A 25,733-nucleotide genomic window follows, 5' to 3' on the forward strand; every position below is an offset into this window, starting at 1 on the left:
AGATTCATTGACGTTTTCAAGGAGGCAATTCACATGGAATGGAAAGGTAGAAGAGGCAGCAGTAATGTGGAAGATCGGAGAGGTATGGGAAGGAAAACGCTAGTTGGCGGAGGCATCGGCGGCATTGTCATGCTCCTCATCATCATGTTTCTCGGCGGGGACCCGAGTGATATGCTCTCTAATCTGACAGCGTCTCCTGCAAATAAAGAGTACGTAGAAACGGAACAGGATAAAGAATTGGCTGAATTCGTTTCAGTCGTTTTGGCGGATACCGAAGATGTTTGGACAGAGGTTTTCGAGAAAGAAGGAATGGAATATCGTGAACCGATTCTCGTGCTTTATTCGGGAAGTGTCCAATCAGCATGCGGAATGGCAGGTTCAGCGGTCGGTCCGTTTTATTGTCCTGCCGACGAGAAATTATATATCGATTTAAGTTTTTACGATGAATTGCAAACACAGTTCAAAGCACCCGGCGATTTCGCAATGGCGTACGTCATAGCGCATGAAGTCGGCCACCACGTTCAAAAACTATTGGGCATCAGCGACGATATGGCTAGAATACGAAGCCAAGTGAGTGAAGAGGAGTATAATAAATACTCTGTACGACTCGAATTGCAAGCGGACTACCTAGCAGGCGTATGGGCGCACCATGCGCAAGGGATGGGTGTCTTGGAGGAAGGCGACTTGGATGAAGCGCTGAACGCAGCGAGTGCCGTCGGTGATGATACGATCCAGAAAAGGGCACGCGGCTATGTCGTCCCTGAAAGTTTCACGCACGGTACTTCCGAACAACGTAAGAGTTGGTTCTATAGAGGTTTTGAAGCAGGGAATCTTGAAGAAGGAGATACATTTGGCGCTGGGAATCTTTGATTGAATTGAATGAGCATTTAAGTGTATAAATATGAAACAGGTGAAGGAGTGATTGCTCCTTCACCTGTTTTTACGTCTTACACAATACTTGATACTTTCTTCGCTTGGCTGTCCAACTCGGATGCTGATGAAGCGATGGCTAGAAAATCTTCCATTGCGACCTCAATCCTCTGCTGGCATCGATCCACGTTTTCTTGAGCCAATGTCGTCCCTTTAGAAATGTTTTTAATTTCCGTCGTAATTGCTTCGACTCCTTCACGTACTTCCACGATTGATTTCTCGACGTTTGCGGATAATTTACGTACCTCTTTTGCGACGACGTCGAATCCCCTTCCATGCTCGCCTGCGCGTGCCGCTTCAATTGCTGCGTTCAAAGCGAGCAAATTCGTCTGGGCCGCAATTTCCCTAATTGTTTTCACGATATGCTGGATGCTTTCGGCATGCAGTTGCAGATTTCCCAGCGTATTCGTATTCTCATGAGAAATTGCCGCGATATCTTCGATGATCACTAACAATTCCTTGCTTCGTTCCATTCCAATATCAGCACGTTCCGTTAATCCTTCCGCCATCTGCCTCAGCTCTTCAACAACGGAGGTGATGGAATTTTGCCGTTTCGTAATATTCGAAGCGACTTTAGAAATGCTAATGACTTTTCTGCCATCGTGACTGAAAACCGGCATATAGGTCGCTTCCAACCATACTTTTTCGCCGTTTTTATCTTTCATTTCAATTTTTCCATGTTGGCTAATGCCCCGCAGAAGCTCTCGCCAAAACTTGTCATACTCAGCACTTTTCACATATTCAACAAAACAAAGATCGTTATGACGAATGCCGATCATTTCCTCTTTCGTATATCCCATTGCATTCGCAAAAATGTCATTCACATAAGCAATTTTATGATCCAAATCATACCGGATAATCGCAAGATTCTTCTCAAGCGCTTTTACGACATGATCATCCGTTACTTGTTCATTTACCTGTTTCACCATTTCATTCCCCTCCTACTTCCTTCATACGAACTGACTTTTCTCTATTATTCGGAATATCTGAACTTACTACTATTTAACCATAGTCAGGGATGAAGTGGAATACCTTGGATATTGTTATAATTCCATTTTTTTCTCATAGAATGATAAGTAGTATACTAGGAGGTGAAGTTTTGGATCGTTCATTTCAGAAAGAGGCAGTGGATGAACTGCAATTTTGGCTTCAAGTTTTAGGCGATCACAGCCGCTTTATCCACGATTCGCTAGCTCCCGGCCAAACTGAATTTATCGACGCCGCTGCTGCATTCAGAGATCGATTTGATACATTATTGGATCGATCAAAGCAATCTTTGAACGAAACTGAATTGGTGTCCTTGGCCGGTCTTTCCAAGACGGAAAGCGAAGCGATACGAGAATTGAAACTAGCGATTATTAAAGAACAATTAGTCGGCAACATCAAAATTACACTAACTCCTTCATTTATCAATCATATGGTCAATGAAGTCGAGGAAGCGATTCGGGTTCTCTCCTACTTGGAAAAAGGAAATTCTCCTCCCCCAGTCCACCCGCTTCACCATGACCTCATTTGGTTGCTTGATGCTGCAGGTCATGCCGGTGCAATTGACGCCAATATGGACCGAGTCGAAAAGCAGTTGAAGAAGAAAAGCAGGAAATTCATGAAAGATTGGGAAGCATTCTATTTAAAGGCAGTGGAAATGACCGGATTTTTGCGGACTAACGTGGCTCGATTTCCAGCCTTAGAAAAATTCCATAACGACGTCCACCTCGAGATGACCATCTTCAAAACGTTCTTAGACGAACTCGAAGAAATGGGGCTAAAAAAAGAGAATTTAGGAGCGCTCACTCCATTGATGGCTGACCATATGGCTCGCGAGGAGTGCTACTATTTAATGAAACTGGCAGAGACAGCCGGCACTCCTGATCCTAATTGCAATCCGGCAAAGGAACGCGTGCAAGGGTAATCTTTTATGAACCTACTACGACTGCATTGCTGATATTTGCTAGTGCTGTTAAAATGCTGGATCCTGTAATATGGCTCGTCTTCGGATTATCCGGAGACGGGTTGTTTTTGATTGTCATCTCAAATTCGCCGAAATTCCCCTTTGCTGCGATATGATGAATATTTTGTGTGACGGCAGGATCGGCGATAATACGGACAGTCGTCCTTTCAACTCCAATACCCGCTAGCGATAACACGATTGCAACATTCGCATTTTTAGGGAATTGTTCAATCGCGTCACGGGCTGGCCCTTCAAATAACGTTTGCTCCGCAGTAATCTTTTCTACGGTTAATGAATGGGCAGGTTTTCTAGTAGTAAGTGTGACAGAATCGAGTCCGCCTGCTAGATTAGCTGCCTTCAGAGCATCCAATCCTCCTATCGCGCCGGATGGTAAGTAGATACGGTGTCCGCTATTTTGCGCGGCCTGTTTTACTAAATTGCCAAAGGAAGGATCAGCGAACGCTCCAATGCTAATGATCATTAGGTCTTTCTTTCGGATAACGTCAAGTGCATATCTTTTTGCAGCTTCTATGTTGGAGCATTCAACGACAATATCGATGTCAGATTGTAAGAAGGTATCAATGTCAAGGAATGCCTGACATCCGTATGTATCGGCGAACGCAGGAAGCTCAACTCTAGCTTTCTCTCGTTCATCGAGAATAGCAGTGATTTTGGTGTTGGGCAGGAGTTGTTCTTTGTTAATTTTTTGAAGGAGATAAGTACCCAGGTTTCCTTTTCCGATTAGGCCTATTTTGATTGGGATCAGTCCTTTCGCTTTTTAGATAAGTATACAGGAAAACCCCTTGGCTTGTTGCCAAGGGGTTCAGTGAATAAAATAACTATTATCTAGAAATAGTGATATTCGCAGGAACAGCTAGTTTATTGCCAGCAGCGTCCTTAATAGTTAAAGTATTTTTAGCTTTCAATTCAAGTGTTTTTGCTAAATCATCATTAGAAAGATTATCTTCCAATGTGAAAGTTACAGAAGTAACGCCGGCTGTATGCGCAGGAGTTGTAACAGCCGTTTTAGTTGCAACTGTCGCTCCGCCGATTAGAAGTTCAAAATCGTTAACGTTCGCTTCTGAAGTTGTAGTTACTGCTTCAGAGAAAGTAAGAGTAACTTGATTTGTTCCTACTAATTTGGCAGAAGTAACTGTTGGTGCAACATTCTCTTTAAGTGATACATTATTCGTGAAGAATGGCTCCATCACTTTAGTTGAACCTAGTGCCTTCACGTTTGCAATGTTGATGTTGCGAGTTCCTGTGAAGTTATTTGAATCCTGTTTCAATGTAAGAACTGCAACTTGCTTATTGTTTGCAACAGGATTTAATTTAACAGAATCAACTACTGCACCATCAATTTGATAATTAGCAACAGTCGTCGCAGATGCTCCGTCTACCGCTTTATCAAATGTGACATATACTTTATTGTTATCATCTGCATCTTGAACAACAGATTCTACGCTAACGACTGCATCGCTTGCAGGAGTGTTGTCTTTTCCACGAGTAAACGTTACTTTAGCTGTGTCAGCAGTAACTCCTGATTCGCTTGCAACATTTGCAAATGTCAAATCAAGTGTGTATGCTGCGCCTTCAACGTCGAACGTAGTGCCAAGGAAAGTATCTAGCTCAACGCGAACGACTTTCTTGTTCGAAGCGTTTTTGTACTCGATTGCTGTAGCAGAAAGTGCTTCAGCAGCAACAGGAGTTGTTACATAGTCTTTTACATAAGAACCTATTCCGTCAACTGTAGGAGCATTTCCTAAATCTACATTTTTATCGAACGTAATTTCAAGATATTCTTTTCCGTTTGTTTCATCTGCGACAACTTTGCTAGACGCAACTTTTGGAGCATTAATATCTTTTACAAAGCTTACAACTCTGCTAACAGAGTCGCCCGCTTCCCCGCTAAGGTCAACAAAACCACTAATAGCTACAGTTTTTGCTTCATCAAGCACAGCTGATGTAGTTACATTATAAACAGTTGGATCATTTGCATCTTTTTCTACTTTAGAAGCTTCTGCGCCGCCGATTGTGACAGTCGGAGCTGTTTGCAATTCCTCAGTGAATTTGATTGAGAAAGATTTAGCACCAGTTTGAGTAACAGTTGTTACAGCTGGTTTCACTCCATCTTTGTCACCTTTTTGGAATGTAACTGTTGTAGGGTTTGGTGAAATCAAGTTGCCAGCTTGGTCTTGTGTGCCGATGAATGTAGCAATAACATCTTGGTTAGCAGCTACGTCTGTACCTAGAGTGAATGTTACTTCTTTAGCTCCAGCCTTAAAGTTGTTTGTAACACCTTTAGCAGAACTTGCAACAGCTGAACCATTTGCTAGTTTATAGCTTACATCTCCAAGTGATTTAAGAGGTTCAGAGAAAGTTACTTTGAATGAGCTAGCAGAAATTCTTTCGGTTTTAGCGACTGATGGAGCTGTTTTGTCTGCCGCAATTGTAACCATTTCCTCATACTTCACGATGTCTTTGCCGTTGTATGATTTCAAACCGTTAATGACGACATCGTAACGTTTAGAGAGTACGTTTGCTGCTGTAATCGTCAAAGTTTTACCGTCATTTGACAACTCACCTGTAAGCGCTCCTGGACGTACATTGTCGAGTGATGATAATGATACAACATTATCTTTGAATGCTCCGCTTTTACCGTCTACAAACAAAGTTGCTTTATCAACTGGGAGGTTGAACTTAACTTCAACTTGTGTAGCGTTAATTCCTTCAACTGATGAGACTTCAAGGTTTGTTGGCTCTGCAACCACTACTGTAAGTACTAAATCCTCAGCGCTGTTTCCTGCTTCGTCAACCGCGCTGTATGTCACTTTGTATGTGCCGTAATCTTTTGTGTCGATAGCAGTTAGTCTTTCGCCAGCTTCGTTTGTAATAACAGAAGTGACTTCAATGTTTTCATCTACGTTGTCAGTTGCAGTTACAACTGGAAGTGTGAATTCTGCACCGTATGCAACGTTAAGAGTTTTTTCGCCAGTGTAAACTAGTTTTGGTGCTTCAGTGTCAGCTACTTCTTCTACGTTTACGTTAGAAGTTTTGTAGAGGAATGAAGCGAATTGACCGCGTGTTGTTGTGTTTTTCGGGTTGAATTGCGGTGCAACCGGGTTTGTAATATCGAAGTAGTCTAGTACATCGATGTATGGACGAGCTTCCGCTTTTGCTTTCGCTAGGTCTGTTACATCTTTGTTGAATTCTTTTTCTTTTACTAGAGTTACTAGATCTGTTTTATGGATAGCGTCGTATGCTCTTACAAGAACGATCGCCATGTTTTCACGAGAGATATCTTTTCCTGCTCCGAGTGTTCCATCTTCGTAACCGTTAAATACGCCATTGTCTTTTACCAATGCAGCATATTTAAGGAGTTCGTCATTTGATTTAGATGTAAGATCTTTGAAACGTGGGTTTGTCTTGTAATCTGTTGGGACTTGATAGTCTAGTGATACTAGCCATTTACCCATCATTTTGACAACATCAGAACGAGTCAATGTTTTATTCGGTTGGAATGTACCGTCGGGATAGCCGTTAATAACTCCTGTTTCTACTAATGCTTTAATAGCTTGTTCGTGCGTATTCCCTTTCACGTCGGAAAACTCTGCCGCGCTAGCCACTGGTGCTACTGCTGTTGCTACCAATGCTGCTGAAGCTGCACCGATCATGAAATTACGATATTTTTTTGGTTGGTTGTTACCCATAAATAAATTTCCTCCTCTGAGATGTACTAATAAATTGAGAGCAATGCATCCCATATACGTATACCCTCGTCAAACATTATTAATCATATTTTATAAAATTGATAGAGGTATTAACTGGATATAGTTCCAGTCTACCACTCTATTTCATAATTTAAATAGAAAATAACCGTCTGATTTTTTACGCAAGAAAGCTACAACCCCATAGCATCAAGCGTTTCCTTACGCCTCCTCACTTTTTATTTTCCCCTATCTTTTTTATTCGCCTTTTTCAAAAACATTTGATAGATCGGTTTTAATGATTTTGGAGTAAGTTCTATATCATTTTCATGTGCATATTTGATGGCATGTCCTAAAGCGATCGTCATTCCGCCAGCTACACTTGCACCTGCCACCATGCCAGCACCGGGAACGAACTTAACAATTTGCCTGAAAACCGTCTTTCCGATATTACCAACAATCGTTGCGATAATTAATTCTTTCGCGTTGTCTTTCGTTATCGGTTTTCCATACAAGGTTGAGAGTTTCAACATGAGGCTAACTTGTAAGGCTGTCAACGGAACGAAATCGGAACCTGGAATCGGAACAGCGCCGATTGTTGCGGCGGACGCTCCTGCCGCGAGGATCCAGCGATTAGCGATTGCAGATTTATCGGCCATGTTTGCCGCCATTAATATATCTTTTTTTTTCGTTTCTAATAATGTAAGCACTTCTTTTTGCAGCATTCCGATATTTTCTCCTGTCCTTGAAGAAATCGGTGTGACCGGATATTCGTATCCAGTATGGTCCTGCACGTATTTCACGAGGCCAGGAATATCTTCGGCTGCATCAATTTTATTTAATACGAGTATGAGATCTTTATTCACTTTGGCGATTCTCTTTAGTGATTTCAGCTCAGTTTCCGATAAAACCGTTCCTGCTGCATTTAAAAAGAATAAAATCAAATCCGCCTGTTTATAAAATTTCATCGTTTCCTCTGAGTGTTCGCTGTAAATATCGTCCAGTCCCGGAGTATCGACGAAGATGATTTTATCTTTATACGAAAACTTCTTAATCTCCTGTGTTTCTCCAGGCTTTGCCCCGACCTGTGCCACTTCGTCGCCCATGAGGCGATTAATTGTCGATGATTTGCCAGCGTTCACATCACCGATCATAGCGATCAGGATTTCGCTTTCCAATTGCTCGTTGATTTCGGAAGACTTCTCTTCGAAAATCTTGTCGAAGTCCTCATCTGACATCCATTGTCGACTCATCAGGATCACCTTCCTCTTCCATTTAGTAATGATCTCTTCCTATTCATACGGATAGTATTGCAATTAGATTCAGTTTCTTATTCAATACCCTGTCTGCGATGAAATCAAAAAGCATAAGAAAAAACCTGCATGGCCCCATACAGGTTTTAGCATAACGCGTATTACGCTTGTTTCATCATTTTCTTAATTAAGCGGATTTGTCCTCTATGGTTCAGTTCGTCTTCGAAGACGTGGAACCACTTGAAATAATTATTGGCAGGCAAGTCCCACCAAAATGGTTCTTGTTCGAACAGCCAAGCATCCGGTAAAGATTTGAATTTCTCAATTGTTTCTTTTCTTGTCTCCTCTAATTGATGGAAGTAATACTCTATAGAATGTCCTTTTATCGTTTCCCGAGCAAGATCCCCCAAATCTAACCCTGGGTTCAGCCTATCGATATCTTCTTCTGTAAAATCTCGATTTTCGAATGTTGCTATTTGATACGCTTTTTCCACTGAAACAAAATGAGCTAAAAGCATGCCAATTGAGTTGGCATCATCTGCATATAAAAAATCCAATTCATCTACCGACAGATCTTTCACTTCATCAAGAGTCGTTGCTCTTGCATAGTCCATCATCGAAACTAGCTTGCCGAATTCTGTGCTTAAACCTTCTTTTTTATCGATAATAAACAACGTTTCCTTACTCATTTTACATTTCCCCCTTATCTAGTAGTTCATTAAACCATTTCGCACATTGATATGTGTTTTCCCAGTCAGGATCCTTGTCCTCCACTCCCCAGCATGCATACAAAGTCGACATGGATACTGCTGCTTTCAAAAGCTTTTCGCGATCTAATTGCAATCGTTCACTAATAAGATCAACACGCAACTTCAGCAAAGCTTCAGGATCTGGTTTTGTGAAAAGATGATTAATCATGAATGAAACGACATCGAAATATGGACTTCCAGCAACTCCTTTCGGATCAATTGCAAGCCAGCCTCTTTCGTTTGAAAGCAATATGTTCTCGTGATGCAAGTCGCCATGCAACAGCTCGCTTTCCGTTGAGTTTTGCTGTATTTCATACAGGTAGGCAACCGCCATCTTAATCCATTCGTTTTGTATCGGCCCGTCGTTTGCTGCGTAATTGCTTTGATATTTTTCAAATGCAGTCGCCCAGTTTAAGACTGTTGGAAAATCACCAGCAGCCGACAACGGTCGACGGATTTGTTTCCAAACGTCGCAGAAGTTTTGAATAACAACCTCTTCGTCCGTTTCTGTACAAAGCATCGTTCCGGGCTGGAGCTTATCGAGCAACATAGCTCCTCTATCTGCATCGGCTTTTACAAGCTTTGCACACCCTTCCCCGTTGTAAAGTTGCAGGGTGCGAATTTCGTTATTGAAATCGAATCCAGGCAATCCGACTTTCAATATGTATGGATTGTTGTCTTGATCGATTACGTTAATGACGTAGTTATAGGAAAGGTTTGTAACTACGCTCTCCACTGTTAATCCCCAGTCTTCCGCAATATGAGTTACATTGGCTTCCAACGACTCAAGCCATTTTTCTCCGGGTTCTCCGAAGCAGTTAATAATCTTTTCTTGAAATAAAGTAGGTATGTTCATTGTGTCTTCGTCTTCTTTCATTAAAGGATAGTCCGAAATTTTTATACTAATGTTTCGAGATTGTCCCAGTAATAAGCAATTTCTTTGAATTCTTCTCCTCCGATGTTGATCATCATTTCATCAATCGGTTGTCCGCCGAGTGATTCATAAAATGCCTTTGATGAATTGCGATCAAGTACCCATACAAGCATGGAGGAAAATGCTTGTTCTTTCAGACTTCGTGCGATAACTTGCGTAAGTTTCTTGCCAATTCCCTTACCTTGTACATCTTGAAGTAAATAGATTGCATATAACTCTCCATCTGCTTCATATTTGCCCGTTCGCTCCTTACCCCCTGTTGCGAAGCCGACAATCCTGCCATTTTCATCTTCAGCGACATATAACGCATTATTCCCAATGCCCCTGCTCCAATTTTCAGCACGCTGTTCGTACGACAATTGTTGAAGATAGGTGTTTGGAACAATATCTTTATAAGTTGTCCTCCAACTGTCCACGTGAACATGGGCAATGCCTTCCGCATCGTCTAGTACGGCTTCTCTAATTTTCATATTACTCACCCCTCACACTATTATTCTAAGTTTACAGTAAATAGCGAAATAATAGAATTGATTTCATAAAAAGAAATTGATGTTCGTTTTTTTATCATTCATTTCCCGTGATATATCGATCATTTCCCACAAGTTATCGATAAATCCTGCAAACTTATCAATCATTTCCCAGCATATATCGTTCATTTCCCAAATTTCATTGTCATTTTGTAACTTTAGACCTAACCGAATTCTACAAAAAAACCGCCACATTGCCAAATCAATGCGGCGGCAGCTTTACACAAATCTTCTATGAACCTTCTTTCCATCATATGAAAACACGACTTGTTTATTATCCACGTACGTCTCTAAATGCACGATACGTCCCCATAATTGGTGAATATAAGGGAGGACGTTTTCCAAATAGGGCACATCCAACTCCGTCTCTTCGAATTTATGCACTAAGTAAAGCTCCCCATTTCGAATGTAATCCCCGTCGTGGACAACAATATAAGGGAATCCTCCATTCACACGCTGCGCGATGAGACGGTCTTGCACACTACGATATTCTTTATCCGAAATTTTATAATGGCTTCCTTTTTTCTCGAACACATATAAATCTTCTTTTTGAACGAGTTCCTTCGTCAAATAGTTCCGGATGAAGGAAATGTCGGAGTCCATCTCCCTCACTTCGAACATCTTCTCCCTGCCGGACCTAGGCATGATTCCAGACTCGAGCATCTCTGCAGTTGGGTCGTCATATCGTCGCTCAATGTCCTCAAAGATTTTCAACCCTAAATAGTATGGATTGATAGACGTTCTGGAAGGTTGGATTACGTTTGCGTTCAACTTCGCAAACTCGATCGTTTCATCCGTTGTCAAATCCATTTCCCTTAAAATCCGCTGATGCCAATAAGTTGCCCATCCTTCATTCATAATCTTCGTTTCCATTTGCGGCCAAAAATAAAGCATTTCCTCACGAATCATCGTTAAAATATCTCTTTGCCATTCTTCCAGTTCTCGACTATTCTCCAAAATGAAAAGTAATAAATCCTTTTCCGGGGTCGGAGGCGCCTTTTTACGTTTCGTTTCTGTCGGCGGCTTCAATTTCTTATGATCCATTTCCCATAAGTCATCGTATGCTGTTTTCCGGATAACCGGAGCGGTATCTTCCTGCTCCACTTCTTCAATTCCGTGGCGCCACCTCACTAAGGAAGGATCGATATGTTCCTGGATGGCAAGCACCGCATCCAGAAAACGTTCAACTTCATCGTTTCCATAAATCATCTCATAATCAGCAATCCGTTCAGCCGTTGCTGTCATGCTTTCGACCATGTCCCGCCTCGTATTTGCGAAGCGGGCATTATTTTTGAAGAAGTCACAGTGGGCAAGAACATGAGCGATGATCAGCTTGTTCTGGATCAACGTATTGCTTTCTAGCAAAAACGCATAACAAGGATTGGAATTAATAACGAGCTCATATATTTGGCTCAGTCCTAAATCATATTGGAGCTTCATTTTATGGAACTGTTTTCCGAAGCTCCAATGTGAAAATCGTGTCGGCATTCCGTACGCGCCAAATGTATAAATGATATCTGCTGGACAAATTTCATATCGCATCGGATAGAAATCCAATCCAAACCCTTTGGCGATTTCCGTTATTTCCTCTACAGCATATTGAAGCGCCTTGTGCTGCGTCATACGGATCCCTCCAGGCGTTTATGGAAAAACTTTTTCAATGCATAATAGACATCCTTATTTTCCTTCAGCACATAATGGCGGAATTTCGGATTTTCGATTTTTTGATACGTATTCATAAGGGTCGAATATCGGCTATGCGCATTCACTTCACCATAGCCGAACATATTTGATACTTCCATAAGCTCTTCTACTAAAGACATGCATTTCCCGTTATCCGAAGACATATTTTCTCCATCCGAGAAATGGAACGGATAAATATTGTAACGGGATGGACTGTATTTTTTGGTAATGAGCTCAAGCGCTTTTTCATAGGCGGTTGAACAAATCGTCCCCCCGCTTTCCCCTTTCGAGAAAAAGTCGGTTTCCGAAACAACTTTTGCAATCGTATGATGGGCTATGAATTCAATATCCACCTTTTCATACTTCGTCCGCAAAAACTTCGTCATCCAGAAATAAAAGCTTCTTGCCATATATTTCTCAAAGGTGCCCATTGAAGCGCTCGTATCCATCATCATGAGTACGACAGCTTTCGATTGTGGCTTGACGATTTCATCCCAAGTCTTAAAACGCAAATCATCATTATAGATCGGCATGATCTCGGCGTTACCTTCCATTGCATTCCTCTTAAACGCAGCGATGATCGTCCGCTTTTTATCAATATTTCCGATGAGCCCTTTCTTCCGAATATCATTGAACTGAATATCTTCTTCAATAATTTCTGCTTGTTCCCTTTTTTCAAGATCCGGCAATTCAAGCTCTTTGAATAACGTTTCTTCTATTTCTGCAATCGATACTTCCGCTTCATAATAATCCTGACCTGGCTTATCGCCTGCCTGCTTCCCTTTTCCAGCGCTTTGACTGCCGTCACTCGCAACGATATCCCCCACTTGACTATCCCCGCCGCCTTGGCCGACATGCTTCGATTTATTGTGGTTATATCGAATTTTATATTCATCCAATGATCGTATCGGTATTTTTATGACGTCCTTGCCATCTGACATCACAATACTTTCTTCACTGATCAATTCAGGTAAATTATTGTGGATCGCTTTTTTCACTTTATCCAAATGTCGTTTCTGATCCTGATATCCTTTTCGGTGAAGCGACCAGTTTTCCTGGGAGACGACAAAAGATTCGCTCTGCTCTTCATGCATTTCTATTCACCTACTCCAGTCCACTCATTTTTTTATTATATGCAACGACTGGCGGGTATTGATATGGGTGGATTCGATTACCTGTTCAACAAACTGCCGACGTACCGTAACAACTCATTTGCCGAAATAGAATTATAGCCATATTCATCTATAAGCCTTGCAACGACTTCATTAACTTTTTTCAGATGTGTCTCGTCAGGCGTCGTCGATGAAGTCGTAATTTTGACTACATCCTTTAAGTCGGCGAATAACTTCTTCTGAATTGCCTCGCGCAGCCGCTCATGGGATTTGTAATCGAACCGTTTGCCTTTCCTTGCATATGCGGAAATTCGAATAAGAATCTCTTCACGGAAAGCTCTTTTCGCGTTTTCCGAAATACCGATTTGCTCTTCAATGGAGCGCATAAGCTTCTCGTCGGGATTCATCTCTTCGCCGGTGAGAGGGTCTTTCAATTTATGCTTATTGCAAAAGGCCTCAACATTATCCAAATAATTGTCCATTAATGTCCGGGCAGATTCTTCATACGAATAGACAAACGCCTTTTGCACTTCTTTCTTCGCTATTTCATCAAATTCCTTACGCGCGATAGAAATATAGTTCAAATACTCCTCTTTATCGTCCTTAGAAATGGAAGCATGCTGATCCAGTCCTTCTTTCAATGAACGCAGCACATCAAGCGCATTGATTGCATCCACTTCTTTTCGGATAATAGCTGAAGAGATCCGATTGATAACGTATCTTGGATCAATGCCGTCCATACCTTCATTTGGAAATTCCTTTTTCAACTCTTCCAAATCGGCTGAATTGAAGCCTTCCACATTTTCACCATCATATAACCGCATCTTTTTCACAATATCGATTCCTTGCTTTTTCGATATTTTTAAACGTGTCAATACGGAGAAGATAGCTGCAACTCTGAGAGCATGAGGAGCTATATGAATATGGGCCATATCGCTTTCCCGTATCATTTTTTCATATATTTTTTCTTCTTGGCTCACTTTCAAGTTATAAGGGATCGGCATGACAATGATCCTTGAATGTAGTGCCTCATTCTTTTTATTGGAAATGAATGCACGATATTCTGTTTCATTCGTATGTGCGACGATCAATTCATCTGCGCTTATCAATGCAAATCTTCCTGCTTTGAAATTTCCTTCTTGGGTTAACGATAATAGATGCCATAAAAACTTTTCATCGAGCTTCAGCATTTCCTGGAATTCCATCATTCCTCGATTCGCCTTGTTCAGCTCGCCGTCAAATCGATAAGCTCGTGGATCAGACTCAGAGCCATACTCGGCAATTGTCGAAAAGTCGATGCTCCCGGTTAGATCTGCGATATCTTGGGATTTCGGGTCAGATGGTGTAAATGTTCCGATGCCGACCCGTTTGTCTTCTGAAAAGAAAATCCTTTCGATGAGCACATCCTCAATCCGTCCATCATATTCTTTCTCAAGGCGCATCGTATTCAATGGGGATAAGCTTCCTTCAATCCGAATGCCGAATTCTTCGTAGAAATCATCTCGTAAATATTCCGGAATTAAATGCAATGGATCTTCATGCATTGGGCATCCTTTAATCGCATAGACCGCACCATCATCCGTCTTTGAATATTGTTCCAATCCACGTTTCAACAAAGTGACAATCGTTGATTTCCCGCCGCTGACGGGACCCATGAGCAGTAAAATACGTTTTCGTACGTCAAGTCGTTTCGCTGCGGGATGAAAGTATTCGTTGACAAGTCGCTCGATTGTATCCTCGAGTCCATAAATTTCATTTTCAAAAAAGCGGAATTTTGTATAGCCATTTTCTTTCGTTTCTCCGTGGCTTTTGATCATTTCATATACTCTCGAATGTGCCGTCTGTGCTACTTCTTGACGTTCTTTTAAGATGTCTAAGTATTCGGCGAAGGTGCCTTCCCACTTCAACTTGCTTTCTTCTTCACGCAAATGCTCTAACTTGCGCAAAATATCCATTCGTTTCCCTCCATTCAGGGCCTGGTTTCAATCATTGTATGCAAGGAGGCTCTGTAAAATGAGGCTTACAAAAACACAAGCTGTAGTCTTCAAAAAAAGAAAATCGCCAGAACGGCTCGCTTTCCGCGAGCGTCGCCTCAGCCAATCGAACAGCGAAGGGTTCGATTTGCCATATTTCTGCGTCCTTTGCAGAAATTAAGGCATCCTCTTTCCTGTGCTCCCAACTCTACGCTTTCGCAGGAGTCTCGCCTTTTCTGTCGATTTTCTAGAGATTCATCAAAATAAAAACCAGCAGAGGAACAAAATAAGTTCCTCTGCCAGTCTCTTTTTACAAGTAAATGACAACCACAGATTAGTTTTCTGGATATGTTTTTTTAAGAAATATGATTGATTGTTCGATGAGCTCTTGTAGCACCTCGATGTCGATATCGTCCACTTTATTAATGTAAACGCACGCTTTTCCTGAGGTATGCTTTCCGAATTTGGAAAGGAGCTCTTCACGCTCGGTATCACCCGGAGCGAAATAAAGGCTGATTTTCGCTTTGCGCGGCGAAAATCCGACTAACGGAGCATCCCCCTCATGACCTGTCTTATAAACGTAATGATATGATCCGAATCCTATGATGCTCGGTCCCCACATTTTTGCTTCATAACCGGTCGTTTCGGTGAAAATGTCCAGTAATCGATAGGCATCCTCACGTTTTTTAGGGCTTTCGACCGCTTCAATGAATTCAATGACATTGGCGTCTGTTTCATTCGTTTTTTGTTCGTACATTTTCCATCCCCCTTTCATGAATCTGAATGATGCAATTACTTGATATTGCGATGAAGTTATACTAACGTTAAAAGCACGATAACTCCTTTATTTACCTACTACTATAGAGGTTGTTTCAGCGAAGTGCAAAGCGGAAATAATTTATCTTGACTCGGAAGTATTTTACTCTATAATTAAAATGATTTTCTACAAAAAGCGGAGGATGGCGCTTAGCTGCGACAGGCGGTGGCCGACTAAATTCGCCACGTCCTGTGGCAACGTCGGCACTAGTACATCCTGTACGACGAAGGGCTGGAACAAAAGGCGCTTTTTGCCTTTTGCTTCCAGACAGAATCGACCCGAGTAGCTGCCACCTGAAGTCTAGACGATAATGAAAAGGAGTGATATTCAGGTTGGAAAATAAGCTGAAGTTATACGGCTTTAACAACCTCACCAAAACACTTAGCTTTAACATCTATGATGTGAGCTATGCAAAAAGTGAGCGGGAGCAAAAAGACTATATTGCCTATATCGATGAGCAGTACAATTCTGAACGATTAACAAACATTCTCTATCATGTAACTGAAATCATCGGAGCCCATGTGTTGAACGTGAGCAAGCAGGATTATGATCCGCAAGGCGCAAGCGTCACCATCCTTATTACGGAAGAGACGCTGCCGGTCGCATTGATCGATGAATCTTGCAATCGGGGGGCAATCGACATTTTGAAAACCCGGGATTCGGTTGTTGGTCATTTGGACAAAAGCCATGTCACCGTCCATACGTATCCTGAATATCACCCGGATAATTCGATCGCCACATTCCGTGTCGACATTGAAGTATCGACATGCGGTGAGATTTCCCCTTTGAACGCTTTAGATTATCTTATTGGCAGCTTTGATTCGGACATCATTACGACTGATTACCGTGTACGGGGGTTTACTCGTGATGATAGAGGGAAGAAGTTATTTATGGACCATAAGATGACGTCGATCCAGGATTATATCGATGAAGAAACGTTGCAAAAATATGATGCCATCGATGTCAATGTATATCAATCCAATATCTTTCATACAAAACTGCTGATCAAAGACATCAATTTACAAAATTACCTTTTCAATACGGATGTGTATGAAATCCCTCCGAAAGAAAGGTTGTATATTACAAATAATTTACGTAAAGAGATGATTGAAATTTTTAGCGGTTCCAATATATACGAAGAGTGAGAGGACGGTGTTGAACATTCTTTCACAACAGAAAGCCCCGATTATGGAGGCTCTAAACAAATATAAGAAGATGCGGGTCGTTCCTTTTGATGTCCCCGGCCATAAACGTGGCAGAGGAAACGAGGAACTGACCGCTTTTTTAGGTGAGAATTGCATGACGGTGGACGTCAATTCAATGAAACCGTTAGATAATCTAATACACCCTGTTTCTGTCATACGGGAAGCCGAGGAACTTGCAGCTGAAGCTTTCGGAGCAAAGCATGCCTTTTTCATGGTGAATGGGACAACTTCCGCTGTTCAAGCGATGGTGATGACGGCTTGTAAAGCTGGTGAAAAAATCATCATGCCCCGCAATGTGCATCGGAGTGCCATCAATGCTCTTATTCTGAGCGGAGCTATCCCTGTCTATGTCAATCCAGGCGTGAACAATGAACTCGGAATTCCATTAGGCATGTCCGTGGAGGATGTTGAGAGGACAATCCTGGAGCACCCAGATGCGAAAGCGATTCTTATCAACAACCCTACTTATTACGGCATTTGCTCCAATATGCAAGCAATCACAGATCTTGCCCATCGCCACGGTATGCTTGTCCTTGTCGACGAAGCACATGGCACACACTTTTATTTCAGTGACGATTTGCCTGCATCTGCAATGTCTGTTGGCGCTGATATGGCATCTGTCAGCATGCATAAATCTGGCGGTTCATTAACCCAAAGCTCATTGCTTTTGATCAATAATGATGTAAGTGAAGGATACACGAGACAGATCATCAATTTAACGCAAACGACTAGCGGATCGTATTTACTCCTCTCCTCTTTAGACATTTCGCGGAAAAACCTCGCCTTAAATGGTAAGGAAATCTTCCGGAAGGTCGGGGAAATGGCACAGTATACCCGAGATGAAATTAACAAGATCGGCGGCTACTATGCTTTTTCGGAGGAATTGAAAAATGGCGATACGATTTTCGATTTCGATACGACTAAGCTTTCCGTTCATACTCTTGAGATAGGATTGGCTGGTGTCGAAGTGTATGACATTCTGCGGGATGAATATGACATCCAAATCGAGTTCGGAGACATCGGCAACATTCTGGCGTACATATCAGTCGGAGACCGCCGTTTAGATCTCGAACGGCTCGTCTCGGCGCTTGCAGAGATTAAAAGGCGCTATAGTCAAGATAAAAGTGGATTGTTTGATCATGAATATATTAATCCACAGGTCGTTTATACACCTCAAAAAGCGTTCTATGCACCGAAGGAAACTCTTCCGATTAATGAAAGCGCCGGCCGTATTGCAAGCGAATTTGTCATGGCATATCCACCAGGCATACCCATTTTGGCGCCTGGCGAAATGATCACTACGGAAATTCTGCAGTACATCCAGTATTGCAAAGACAAAGGAAGCTTCATGACAGGTACGGAAGATAGTAAAATCGAGCATATCAATGTTTTGAAGGAGTCTGAGCAATGAACTTATGGTTTAAGGAAAATCATTCGCCGAACGTCCAATTTTCAATGAGAGTCAATGAGCATCTATATACGGGGAAAAGTGAATTCCAGAAAATCGATATTCTCGAAACAGCAGAGTTCGGTCGTGTTCTCACGTTAGACGGATATGTCATGGTCACTGAAAAGGATGAATTCATTTATCATGACATGATCACACACGTACCGATGGCGACGAATCCTAATATTAAAAAAGTGCTTGTCATCGGTGCCGGTGATGGTGGTACGATTCGTGAACTGACGAAATATGATTCGATTGAACATATTGATATGGTTGAAATCGATGAGATGGTCGTTGACGTATGTCGGGAGTACATCCCGCAAACAGCAAGTAAACTCGATGATCCACGCGTTCATCTCCATTTCGAGGACGGGCTGAAATTTGTCCGTTCCCGCAATGATGAATACGATCTGATCATCGTCGACTCGACGGATCCATTTGGACCAGGAGAGGGCTTGTTCACAAGGGAGTTTTACGGCAACTGCTATAAAGCGTTGAATGAAGATGGCATTCTTGTCAATCAACATGAAAGTCCTTTTTATGAGGAAGACGCACTTGGTATGCAGCGTGCGCATAAGCGGATCATCGGATTCTTCCCGGTGTGCAAAGTGTACCAATTGCACATTCCGACCTACCCTTCAGGTCACTGGCTATTCGGATTTGCATCGAAAAAATATGATCCAATTAAAGATTTGGACGCAGATGCTTGGAATAAGCTCGGGTTGCAAACGAAGTATTATAACACCGACATCCACGTCGGTTCATTCGCATTACCGAACTACGTAAAGGAGCAATTGGAAGATGTTGAATAAAAATATCGAAACATTCATCGGATGTGACAATGAATATAACGAATCGGGCATCGTCGTTTTCGGCGCTCCTTTCGACTCGACGACGTCATTTCGTCCAGGCACAAGATTTGCAAGCAAAGTGATGCGCGGTGAATCATTCGGAATCGAGACGTATAGCCCTTATCAGGATAAAGATTTAGAAGACTTCCCCGTTTATGACGGAGGAGATCTTGAGCTAAGCTTCGGGAACACTGAGAGGGCTTTAGGACAAATCGAAGAGTATACACGCAAAGTCGTGCAAGACGGCAAAATCCCTTGTATGATTGGCGGAGAGCATTTAGTGACTCTTGGATCAGTCCGGGCCGTTGCTGATCAATATCCTGATTTGCATCTTATTCAATTCGATGCTCATGCGGATTTGCGTGATCATTACCTCGACGAGAAGCTATCGCACGCGACGGTCATACATCGTGTATGGGATATCCTCGGAGACGATCGGATTTTCCAATTCGGCATCCGTTCCGGAGATCGCAGCGAGTTCCAATGGGGCAAAGATCGTGTATTCACAAATAAATTTAATTTTAATGGACTAGAAGAAGTCGTTGAAAGATTACAAGGGAAACCGGTTTATTTGACGATTGATTTGGATGTATTAGATCCATCCGTCTTCCCTGGCACAGGAACGCCTGAAGCTGGCGGCGTCAGTTTCATGGAATTATTGCAAGCGATTTTAACAGTCAGCGGCCTCAATATCGTCGCCTGCGATGTTAATGAACTGTCTCCGATCTATGATCAAAGCGGGGTTTCAACAGCAGTCGCTTGTAAAGTTCTACGTGAACTTTTATTAGCAATTCATGACTAAAAATAATTATGGGTGGTGTTTTGATTGGGTAAAGCGTTAATCATTGGAGCAGGTGGAGTAGCAAGTGTTGTTGTGCATAAATGTGTACAAGTACCTGACGTGTTTGAAGAAATTTGCATCGCAAGCCGTACAAAATCGAAATGTGATGCGTTGAAGGAAAAGCTTGACGGCGGTCGTACAAAAATTCAAACAGCGCAAGTCGACGCAGATAATGTCGATGAGCTAGTTGAACTGATCAACAGCTTCAAGCCAGACATCGTCATTAACGTCGCATTGCCGTACCAAGACTTGACGATCATGGACGCATGCCTTGCAACAGGCGTACACTATTTGGACACAGCAAACTACGAGCCTCTCGATACGGCGAAATTCGAATATAAATGGCAATGGGCATATCGCGAGAAATTCGAAGAAGCTGGCCTTACAGCAATTCTGGGCTGTGGCTTCGACCCAGGCGTAACAGGCGTCTTCTCTGCTTATGCACAAAAGCATTATTTCGATGAAATCCATACGATCGATATTGTGGACGCTAATGCGGGTGACCATGGTTATCCATTCGCAACAAACTTCAACCCGGAGATCAACATCCGTGAAATTACGGCAAACGGCCGTTACTGGGAAAACGGCGAGTTCATCGAAACTCCACCACTTTCCGAAAAACGTGTATACGATCTGCCTGAAATCGGTCCAAAGGATGTCTACCTCCTCTACCACGAAGAGTTGGAGTCTCTTGCACAAAACATTAAAGGAATTAAAAAAATCCGTTTCTGGATGACATTCTCCGAAAAGTATTTGACGCATTTGAAAGTGCTAGAAAATGTCGGCATGACTTCGATCGAGCCGATCAATTTCGAAGGACAAGAAATCGTTCCATTGCAATTCCTGAAAGCGGTTCTTCCTGACCCTGCTTCCCTCGGACCGCGCACAAAAGGAAAAACAAACATCGGTTGTATTTTCCAAGGCGTGAAAGACGGCGAAGAGAAAACGTATTACGTCTATAACGTATCCGACCACCAAGAGTGCTACCGCGAAGTCGGTTCTCAAGCAATCTCCTACACGACAGGAGTGCCAGCGATGATCGGCGCGATGCTCTTACTAAAAGATGAGTGGAAAAAACCTGGCGTGTATAACGTCGAAGAGTTCAATCCGGATCCATTCATGGAAGCATTGAACGAATACGGTTTGCCTTGGCAGGAAGATTTTAACCCAGAGTTGATCGATTGATAGGAGGCACGCAACAAATGAAATTGAATTTCGATCCACATGCAGTCCCCTCCCCTTCTTATGTAGTTGATGAAGGGCTGTTGATCAAAAACTTAGAATTGCTGAAATCGGTTATTGACCGAACAGGCTGCAAAATTCTTTTAGCCCAAAAAGGGTTTTCAATGTTCTCTGTCTATCCACTCATCGGACAATATTTGAATGGGGTAACATCAAGCGGTCTATTGGAAGCGAAATTAGGATATGAAGAGATGGGGAAAGAAGTTCATACGTACTCCCCTGCTTATTCAGAAGCAGATTTTGAAGAAATCCTCTCTTATTCCGATCATCTCGTCTTCAACTCGTTCGATCAATGGAGACGTTTCAAGGATAAAGTGAAAAACTATCCGAAGCATATTGAATGCGGCATTCGTATCAATCCCGAGTACTCAGAGATTGAAGTCGATATGTATAACCCGTGCTTTACTTTCTCACGATTCGGCGTAACGCTTGAGAACTTCGAACCGGACGAGCTGGAAGGAATCAGCGGCTTGCACTTCCATACGATGTGCGAGCAGAACTCCGACACTCTTGCTCGGACAATAAAAGTTGTCGATGAAAAGTTCGGCGAGTATTTGAAAGATATGAAGTGGATCAATTTCGGCGGCGGTCATCATATTACGCGCCCCGACTATGATATTGAAAAACTGATCGAGTCCATTCTGTTCATGAAAGAAAAATATGGTCTGGAAGTGTATTTGGAGCCAGGTGAAGCGATTGCGCTGAACACAGGATTCCTCGTTTCAACTGTGCTCGATACGATGCATAACGGCATGCCGATTGCCATTTTGGACACTTCGGCTTCATGCCATATGCCTGACGTTTTGGAAATGCCGTATCGACCTGAAATCGTCGGTGCAGGGATGCCTAATGAGAAAGCTATAACGTATCGGTTTGGCGGACCAACTTGTCTTGCGGGTGATGTCATTGGCGATTACTCATTCGATCAGCCACTGACGGCTGGCGACAAGCTTGTTTTCTGTGATATGGCCCACTATTCTATGGTGAAGAACAACACATTCAACGGGATGAATTTGCCATCGATCGTGTTGAATACTGTTGACAATGGACCCAAAGTGATCAAAGAATTTGGTTTTGAGGATTTTAAAGAGCGTTTATCGTAAAAAAGAGGATGCCAGACTTCCGAGCGAAGTGTGGCATCCTTTTATATTCATTTAATAATTAATTGTTTCTTCGCTCAATGAGATTTATTCCGATACCCATTGCTACGATTCCAATCAATAATATAATAATTAACGACATCATGACATCTTGCAAGCCCGCACCATAGAAAATAACAGATAAAATCGCATCCAGTGCATGCTTCAAGGGAAATAAATCAGCAATGAACAATAGTATTGGATTCGTAATCGTTCCGGGCATCATATAAGCCCCACTGACTAACGGGATGAGTGGAATGAAAGATGGATAAATCGCATAAAATTGTTCGGGTGTTCTTACAAAACCAGTAATTAACATCGCTAAGCTTATCATACTTAATGTAAAAAATGCTGAGATCAAAATAATTAACGGTAAATTGTCTCCTATCTCATACTTCATCACGTATTTAAAGACTAACAACACCACAATAATTTGAAAAAGCGTGATTAAAAAACTATATAAAATATATCCGAGATACATACTCGTTTTGCTCATCGGTGATAGCAGCAATCGATTCCAAATACCTGAAACCTTATCATTCGTCACATTGTTAACCTTAAACCCGATTATAAACATAGAAACCAAAAACGTGAAAGCGAACATTAATTGGATTTTTAAGTTATAATTCGGAATTTCTTTATTGTCTAGCCCCTGAGATACAACCTGGAATGGTGCATCGGTTAAATAGCTTTCAATTTCATTCCGTATGTTTCCGTCTTTATCCGATTTGACCATCGCATTAATTTGTGCCTCTCTCTGAAACACTTTTTCTACATACTGCCTAACTAAGGAGACACCAGGAAGTTCATTCGTTGCGACAAGTTTATAATCCATTTCCTTTAGTTTAATCGCCACATCGACATTTCCCTCTCTAACATCCTCACGCGCTTTATCCGGCTCAACTATTATAAAGCGATAATATTCATTGTCATTTAGCAACCTTAGCCATTTTTCCTCAATTTCCGAAGCATTTACTTCCTCACTGAAAACTGGAACAGATGTTGGTGAATAAACACCTCCCGCAAACAAAAGGGTAGCAAGAATACTTCCACTTATGAATAGTAAAATGAGCAACGGATTACGTCGGTCTTTAGTGAATTGCGCCCGTAATACTGAATTCATTAGGCTACACCCCTTTTCGGATAAAGAACTAAGCTGATTACAGTACAGAACAACATAAATACGATAAGTAGGAAACCTGGCATGACTAATGAAGATAACTCTTCAAATTGAATCCACTCTGTCAGCATCATCAAGGATAAGCCGTTCGGTGTCCACTCTCCAATTTGTTTTAACCAATCAGGTAACACATATATAGGAACGAAATTTCCACCAATCACCCCAAATAGCAATATAACTGCCATGAAGATCCCATTTGCTGCATCAATATTCAACATTTTAAGTGAAACAACGGTGAATACAGCTGCTAACCCAGCAATCGATAACGAAAGTAAAGTAACAACCCCTACCGTACCTGCCCAAAAAAACATAGAACGCTGAGGGAATACATCAAAGATGGCATGAGACACAATAAAAACAAACATAACTTGTAACCAAACTAGAATAAATGTTGATACCATTTTCCCTATTAAAAAATGCAACGGGTTACTATTCGTCAGTAGAATCCGATTAAATACTTGTTGTCTAATTTCAACGCCTGTTTTAGTTGCTACAGTAACTGCTAAAAACAAGGAAAATAATGCTCCCATTGCAATCGTGAAATATTGGGACAACGTAAAGGGCGCCGCTGCTCCTAACTCCTCAAATCCGCCTTCTGGAAACGATACATCCACTACCGCAGCACCTTCAATTGCATGCAGTGCAAATTGAAAGTTAAGATTATCTAGGAAGCCTTGTATTATATTTTGTACAATTTGATTGCTAGTTGACTCTTTTTCTATCTTGAATTGCAATTTAACTGTTGGAGATTCTTTTACAAAAGCAGCATATAAGCTATTTACCATAAATCCATTTGGTATGATTAAAATGCCATCTAGTTCACCCTCCTTCACTTTTTCCACTGCATCCTGTTCATTAAGTTCATGAACTGTAATCCATTCCTTTATATCCTCACTTCTTAAATAATCGACTATCATTTGACCAGGACGGATAGAACTTGTTTGCTCCAACAACGCTCCCACTTCTGTTTCTTCGAACGCTTCTTCTTGGATGAGTTTTTCCTTCAGCTGCACTATTGCCTCTTTTTCATCATCATTATTAACTACCGCAATTTGTAAGTCCGTAGGCAACTCATTATTGTCGTCTAGCAATCCAGCAAAGACAAAGTTCAATACGAGCACTAAAAGGATCGGGAGTACAAGAACAATAATAATCTCTTTACGATCACGCCAAACTAATAACAAATCCTTTTTAATATAACTTAACACGCTCACACCTCCTTAATTTCGTAATGTTCTTCCAGTCAAATGAAGAAACACATCTTCCAAACTAGGAGTCACAGTATGATAATTAATTATTTGTACATGATGCTGATCGGCTAGATGGACTAGCTCGCTAATCGTATTGCTTCCTTTCTTAGCGATGATTCTCAAATGCAACTGAGAGGCTTCTACTTTACGTATACTGTCTATGTTTTTAACCTGCTCCACAAAAGTTTCGTCGAGCTTACTCAATTCTAGTTTTATCGTATCCTCAGTCGATAAAATGCTAAGTAATTCGCTTTTTGTACCGGCTGCAATTATTTCACCATGGTCCATAATGTATAATCGGTCACAAAGCTGTTCAACTTCCTCCATGTAATGACTCGTGTATAAAATTGTCGTACCTTCTGATTTGTTTAATGCCCGAACCGTTTCCAAAATATGATTTCTTGATTGGGGATCAATTCCGACAGTAGGCTCATCTAGAATTAATATTTGAGGTTCATGCAATAAGGCAGCTGCAATGTTGAGTCTCCGCTTCATGCCTCCGGAAAATGTCTTTACCGTATCCTTTTTACGCTCTTCCAACCCGACAATTTCTAATACTTTTCCTATTCTACTTTCAAGCTCCTTGCCTCTCATTTTATAAATGGAGCCGAAGAACTTCAGATTTTCATATGCAGAAAGCTCCTCATACAGCGCTATTTCCTGCGGTACGACTCCTAAAATTCTTCGGATTTCCACAGGTTTGTCGATCGTATTAACACCATTCAACTTTATTTCACCGCTTGTCGGCTTTAACAGTGTAGAAATCATTGAAATTGTCGTCGATTTCCCCGCACCATTCGGACCTAGCAACCCTACGGATTCTCCTCTATCCAAGTATAAATTGACATCCTGTACAGCCTGTTTGCCTTTATATGACTTGCCTAAACGTATTGCTTCAAGCATGCATATTTCCTCCTTTTTTTTCGATTTCTTTCCTATAAACAC

23 protein-coding genes are annotated in these 25,733 nt (G+C 41.8%); 9 read left to right on the plus strand and 14 right to left on the minus strand.

Annotation, left to right across the window (positions count from 1 at the left end; translation table 11 throughout):
• Positions 1–33 precede the first annotated feature (33 nt).
• Positions 34–870: a KPN_02809 family neutral zinc metallopeptidase gene (gene ypfJ / locus AC0L13_RS12490; protein ID WP_473640044.1), complete on the plus strand. Its 837-nt coding sequence runs from the start codon at positions 34–36 to the stop codon at positions 868–870.
• Between the two features lie 77 nt (positions 871–947).
• On the opposite strand, the gene AC0L13_RS12495 is transcribed toward ypfJ, so the two are convergent.
• Positions 948–1,859, minus strand: coding sequence for a methyl-accepting chemotaxis protein (locus AC0L13_RS12495; RefSeq protein ID WP_473640046.1), 912 nt, complete (start codon positions 1,857–1,859; stop codon positions 948–950).
• 170 nt (positions 1,860–2,029) lie between these two features.
• Between AC0L13_RS12495 and AC0L13_RS12500 the strand changes: the two genes are divergently transcribed.
• Positions 2,030–2,839 (plus strand): DUF2935 domain-containing protein, encoded by an 810-nt coding sequence (locus tag AC0L13_RS12500; RefSeq protein WP_473640049.1) that lies wholly within the window; start codon positions 2,030–2,032, stop codon positions 2,837–2,839.
• A 4-nt stretch (positions 2,840–2,843) separates the two neighbouring features.
• On the opposite strand, the gene nadX is transcribed toward AC0L13_RS12500, so the two are convergent.
• The 9 genes from nadX to AC0L13_RS12545 form a co-directional block, all read right to left on the minus strand.
• The gene (gene nadX / locus AC0L13_RS12505; RefSeq protein WP_473646997.1) at positions 2,844–3,644 is read right to left on the minus strand and encodes an aspartate dehydrogenase; all 801 of its coding nucleotides are present in this window, start codon (positions 3,642–3,644) and stop codon (positions 2,844–2,846) included.
• Between the two features lie 76 nt (positions 3,645–3,720).
• On the minus strand, positions 3,721–6,588 hold the full coding sequence (locus tag AC0L13_RS12510) for an S-layer homology domain-containing protein (protein WP_473640051.1): 2,868 nt from the start codon (positions 6,586–6,588) through the stop codon (positions 3,721–3,723).
• Between the two features lie 236 nt (positions 6,589–6,824).
• The gene (locus tag AC0L13_RS12515) at positions 6,825–7,838 is read right to left on the minus strand and encodes a YcjF family protein (protein ID WP_473640053.1); all 1,014 of its coding nucleotides are present in this window, start codon (positions 7,836–7,838) and stop codon (positions 6,825–6,827) included.
• Positions 7,839–7,999: 161 nt separating this feature from the next.
• Positions 8,000–8,527: a DinB family protein gene (locus AC0L13_RS12520; protein WP_473640055.1), complete on the minus strand. Its 528-nt coding sequence runs from the start codon at positions 8,525–8,527 to the stop codon at positions 8,000–8,002.
• A 1-nt stretch (position 8,528) separates the two neighbouring features.
• Positions 8,529–9,464, minus strand: a complete 936-nt coding sequence (locus AC0L13_RS12525) for an aminoglycoside phosphotransferase family protein (RefSeq protein ID WP_473640057.1) — start codon at positions 9,462–9,464, stop codon at positions 8,529–8,531.
• 20 nt (positions 9,465–9,484) lie between these two features.
• On the minus strand, positions 9,485–9,991 hold the full coding sequence (locus tag AC0L13_RS12530) for a GNAT family N-acetyltransferase (protein WP_473640059.1): 507 nt from the start codon (positions 9,989–9,991) through the stop codon (positions 9,485–9,487).
• Between the two features lie 276 nt (positions 9,992–10,267).
• Positions 10,268–11,671, minus strand: coding sequence for a SpoVR family protein (locus AC0L13_RS12535; RefSeq protein ID WP_473640061.1), 1,404 nt, complete (start codon positions 11,669–11,671; stop codon positions 10,268–10,270).
• Positions 11,668–12,825 (minus strand): sporulation protein YhbH, encoded by a 1,158-nt coding sequence (gene yhbH / locus AC0L13_RS12540; protein WP_473640063.1) that lies wholly within the window; start codon positions 12,823–12,825, stop codon positions 11,668–11,670. The genes AC0L13_RS12535 and yhbH overlap by 4 nt, the downstream gene beginning before the upstream one ends.
• 77 nt (positions 12,826–12,902) lie before the next feature.
• On the minus strand, positions 12,903–14,798 hold the full coding sequence (locus AC0L13_RS12545; RefSeq protein WP_473640066.1) for a PrkA family serine protein kinase: 1,896 nt from the start codon (positions 14,796–14,798) through the stop codon (positions 12,903–12,905).
• Positions 14,799–14,856: 58 nt separating this feature from the next.
• Here AC0L13_RS12545 and AC0L13_RS12550 point away from each other — a divergent pair, with 58 nt between their 5' ends.
• Positions 14,857–14,997, plus strand: coding sequence for a hypothetical protein (locus tag AC0L13_RS12550; protein ID WP_473640068.1), 141 nt, complete (start codon positions 14,857–14,859; stop codon positions 14,995–14,997).
• A gap of 153 nt (positions 14,998–15,150) precedes the next feature.
• Here AC0L13_RS12550 and AC0L13_RS12555 read toward each other — a convergent pair whose 3' ends face one another.
• On the minus strand, positions 15,151–15,573 hold the full coding sequence (locus AC0L13_RS12555; protein ID WP_473640070.1) for a DUF1801 domain-containing protein: 423 nt from the start codon (positions 15,571–15,573) through the stop codon (positions 15,151–15,153).
• 392 nt (positions 15,574–15,965) lie between these two features.
• Here AC0L13_RS12555 and speD point away from each other — a divergent pair, with 392 nt between their 5' ends.
• The 6 genes from speD to nspC are packed head-to-tail and all read left to right on the plus strand — an operon-like array spanning position 15,966 to position 22,322.
• Positions 15,966–16,778: an adenosylmethionine decarboxylase gene (gene speD / locus AC0L13_RS12560; RefSeq protein ID WP_440501083.1), complete on the plus strand. Its 813-nt coding sequence runs from the start codon at positions 15,966–15,968 to the stop codon at positions 16,776–16,778.
• A gap of 43 nt (positions 16,779–16,821) precedes the next feature.
• Complete coding sequence (locus tag AC0L13_RS12565; protein ID WP_473646999.1) at positions 16,822–18,249, plus strand: aminotransferase class I/II-fold pyridoxal phosphate-dependent enzyme; 1,428 nt, start codon at positions 16,822–16,824, stop codon at positions 18,247–18,249.
• Complete coding sequence (gene speE / locus AC0L13_RS12570) at positions 18,246–19,097, plus strand: polyamine aminopropyltransferase (RefSeq protein WP_473640072.1); 852 nt, start codon at positions 18,246–18,248, stop codon at positions 19,095–19,097. Before AC0L13_RS12565 ends, speE begins: the two co-directional genes overlap by 4 nt.
• Positions 19,087–19,938: an agmatinase gene (gene speB / locus AC0L13_RS12575; protein WP_473640074.1), complete on the plus strand. Its 852-nt coding sequence runs from the start codon at positions 19,087–19,089 to the stop codon at positions 19,936–19,938. The genes speE and speB overlap by 11 nt, the downstream gene beginning before the upstream one ends.
• Positions 19,939–19,962: 24 nt before the next feature.
• Positions 19,963–21,162 carry a saccharopine dehydrogenase family protein gene (locus tag AC0L13_RS12580; protein WP_440501078.1) on the plus strand — a complete coding sequence of 400 codons (1,200 nt, stop codon included), beginning with the start codon at positions 19,963–19,965 and terminating at the stop codon, positions 21,160–21,162.
• Between the two features lie 17 nt (positions 21,163–21,179).
• Positions 21,180–22,322 (plus strand): carboxynorspermidine decarboxylase, encoded by a 1,143-nt coding sequence (nspC, locus tag AC0L13_RS12585; protein WP_473640077.1) that lies wholly within the window; start codon positions 21,180–21,182, stop codon positions 22,320–22,322.
• A 58-nt stretch (positions 22,323–22,380) separates the two neighbouring features.
• Here nspC and AC0L13_RS12590 read toward each other — a convergent pair whose 3' ends face one another.
• Genes AC0L13_RS12590 through AC0L13_RS12600 form a run of 3 tightly spaced genes read right to left on the minus strand, consistent with a single transcriptional unit; the run spans position 22,381 to position 25,691 of the window.
• Positions 22,381–23,481, minus strand: coding sequence for an ABC transporter permease (locus AC0L13_RS12590; protein ID WP_473640080.1), 1,101 nt, complete (start codon positions 23,479–23,481; stop codon positions 22,381–22,383).
• Entirely contained in the window at positions 23,481–24,746 is a 1,266-nt protein-coding gene (locus AC0L13_RS12595) for an ABC transporter permease (protein ID WP_473640082.1), read from the minus strand. Before AC0L13_RS12595 ends, AC0L13_RS12590 begins: the two co-directional genes overlap by 1 nt.
• Positions 24,747–24,758: 12 nt before the next feature.
• Positions 24,759–25,691, minus strand: coding sequence for an ABC transporter ATP-binding protein (locus tag AC0L13_RS12600; protein WP_473640084.1), 933 nt, complete (start codon positions 25,689–25,691; stop codon positions 24,759–24,761).
• Between the last annotated feature and the right edge of the window lie 42 nt (positions 25,692–25,733).

Source organism: Sporosarcina sp. QA0331, assembly GCF_055808055.1.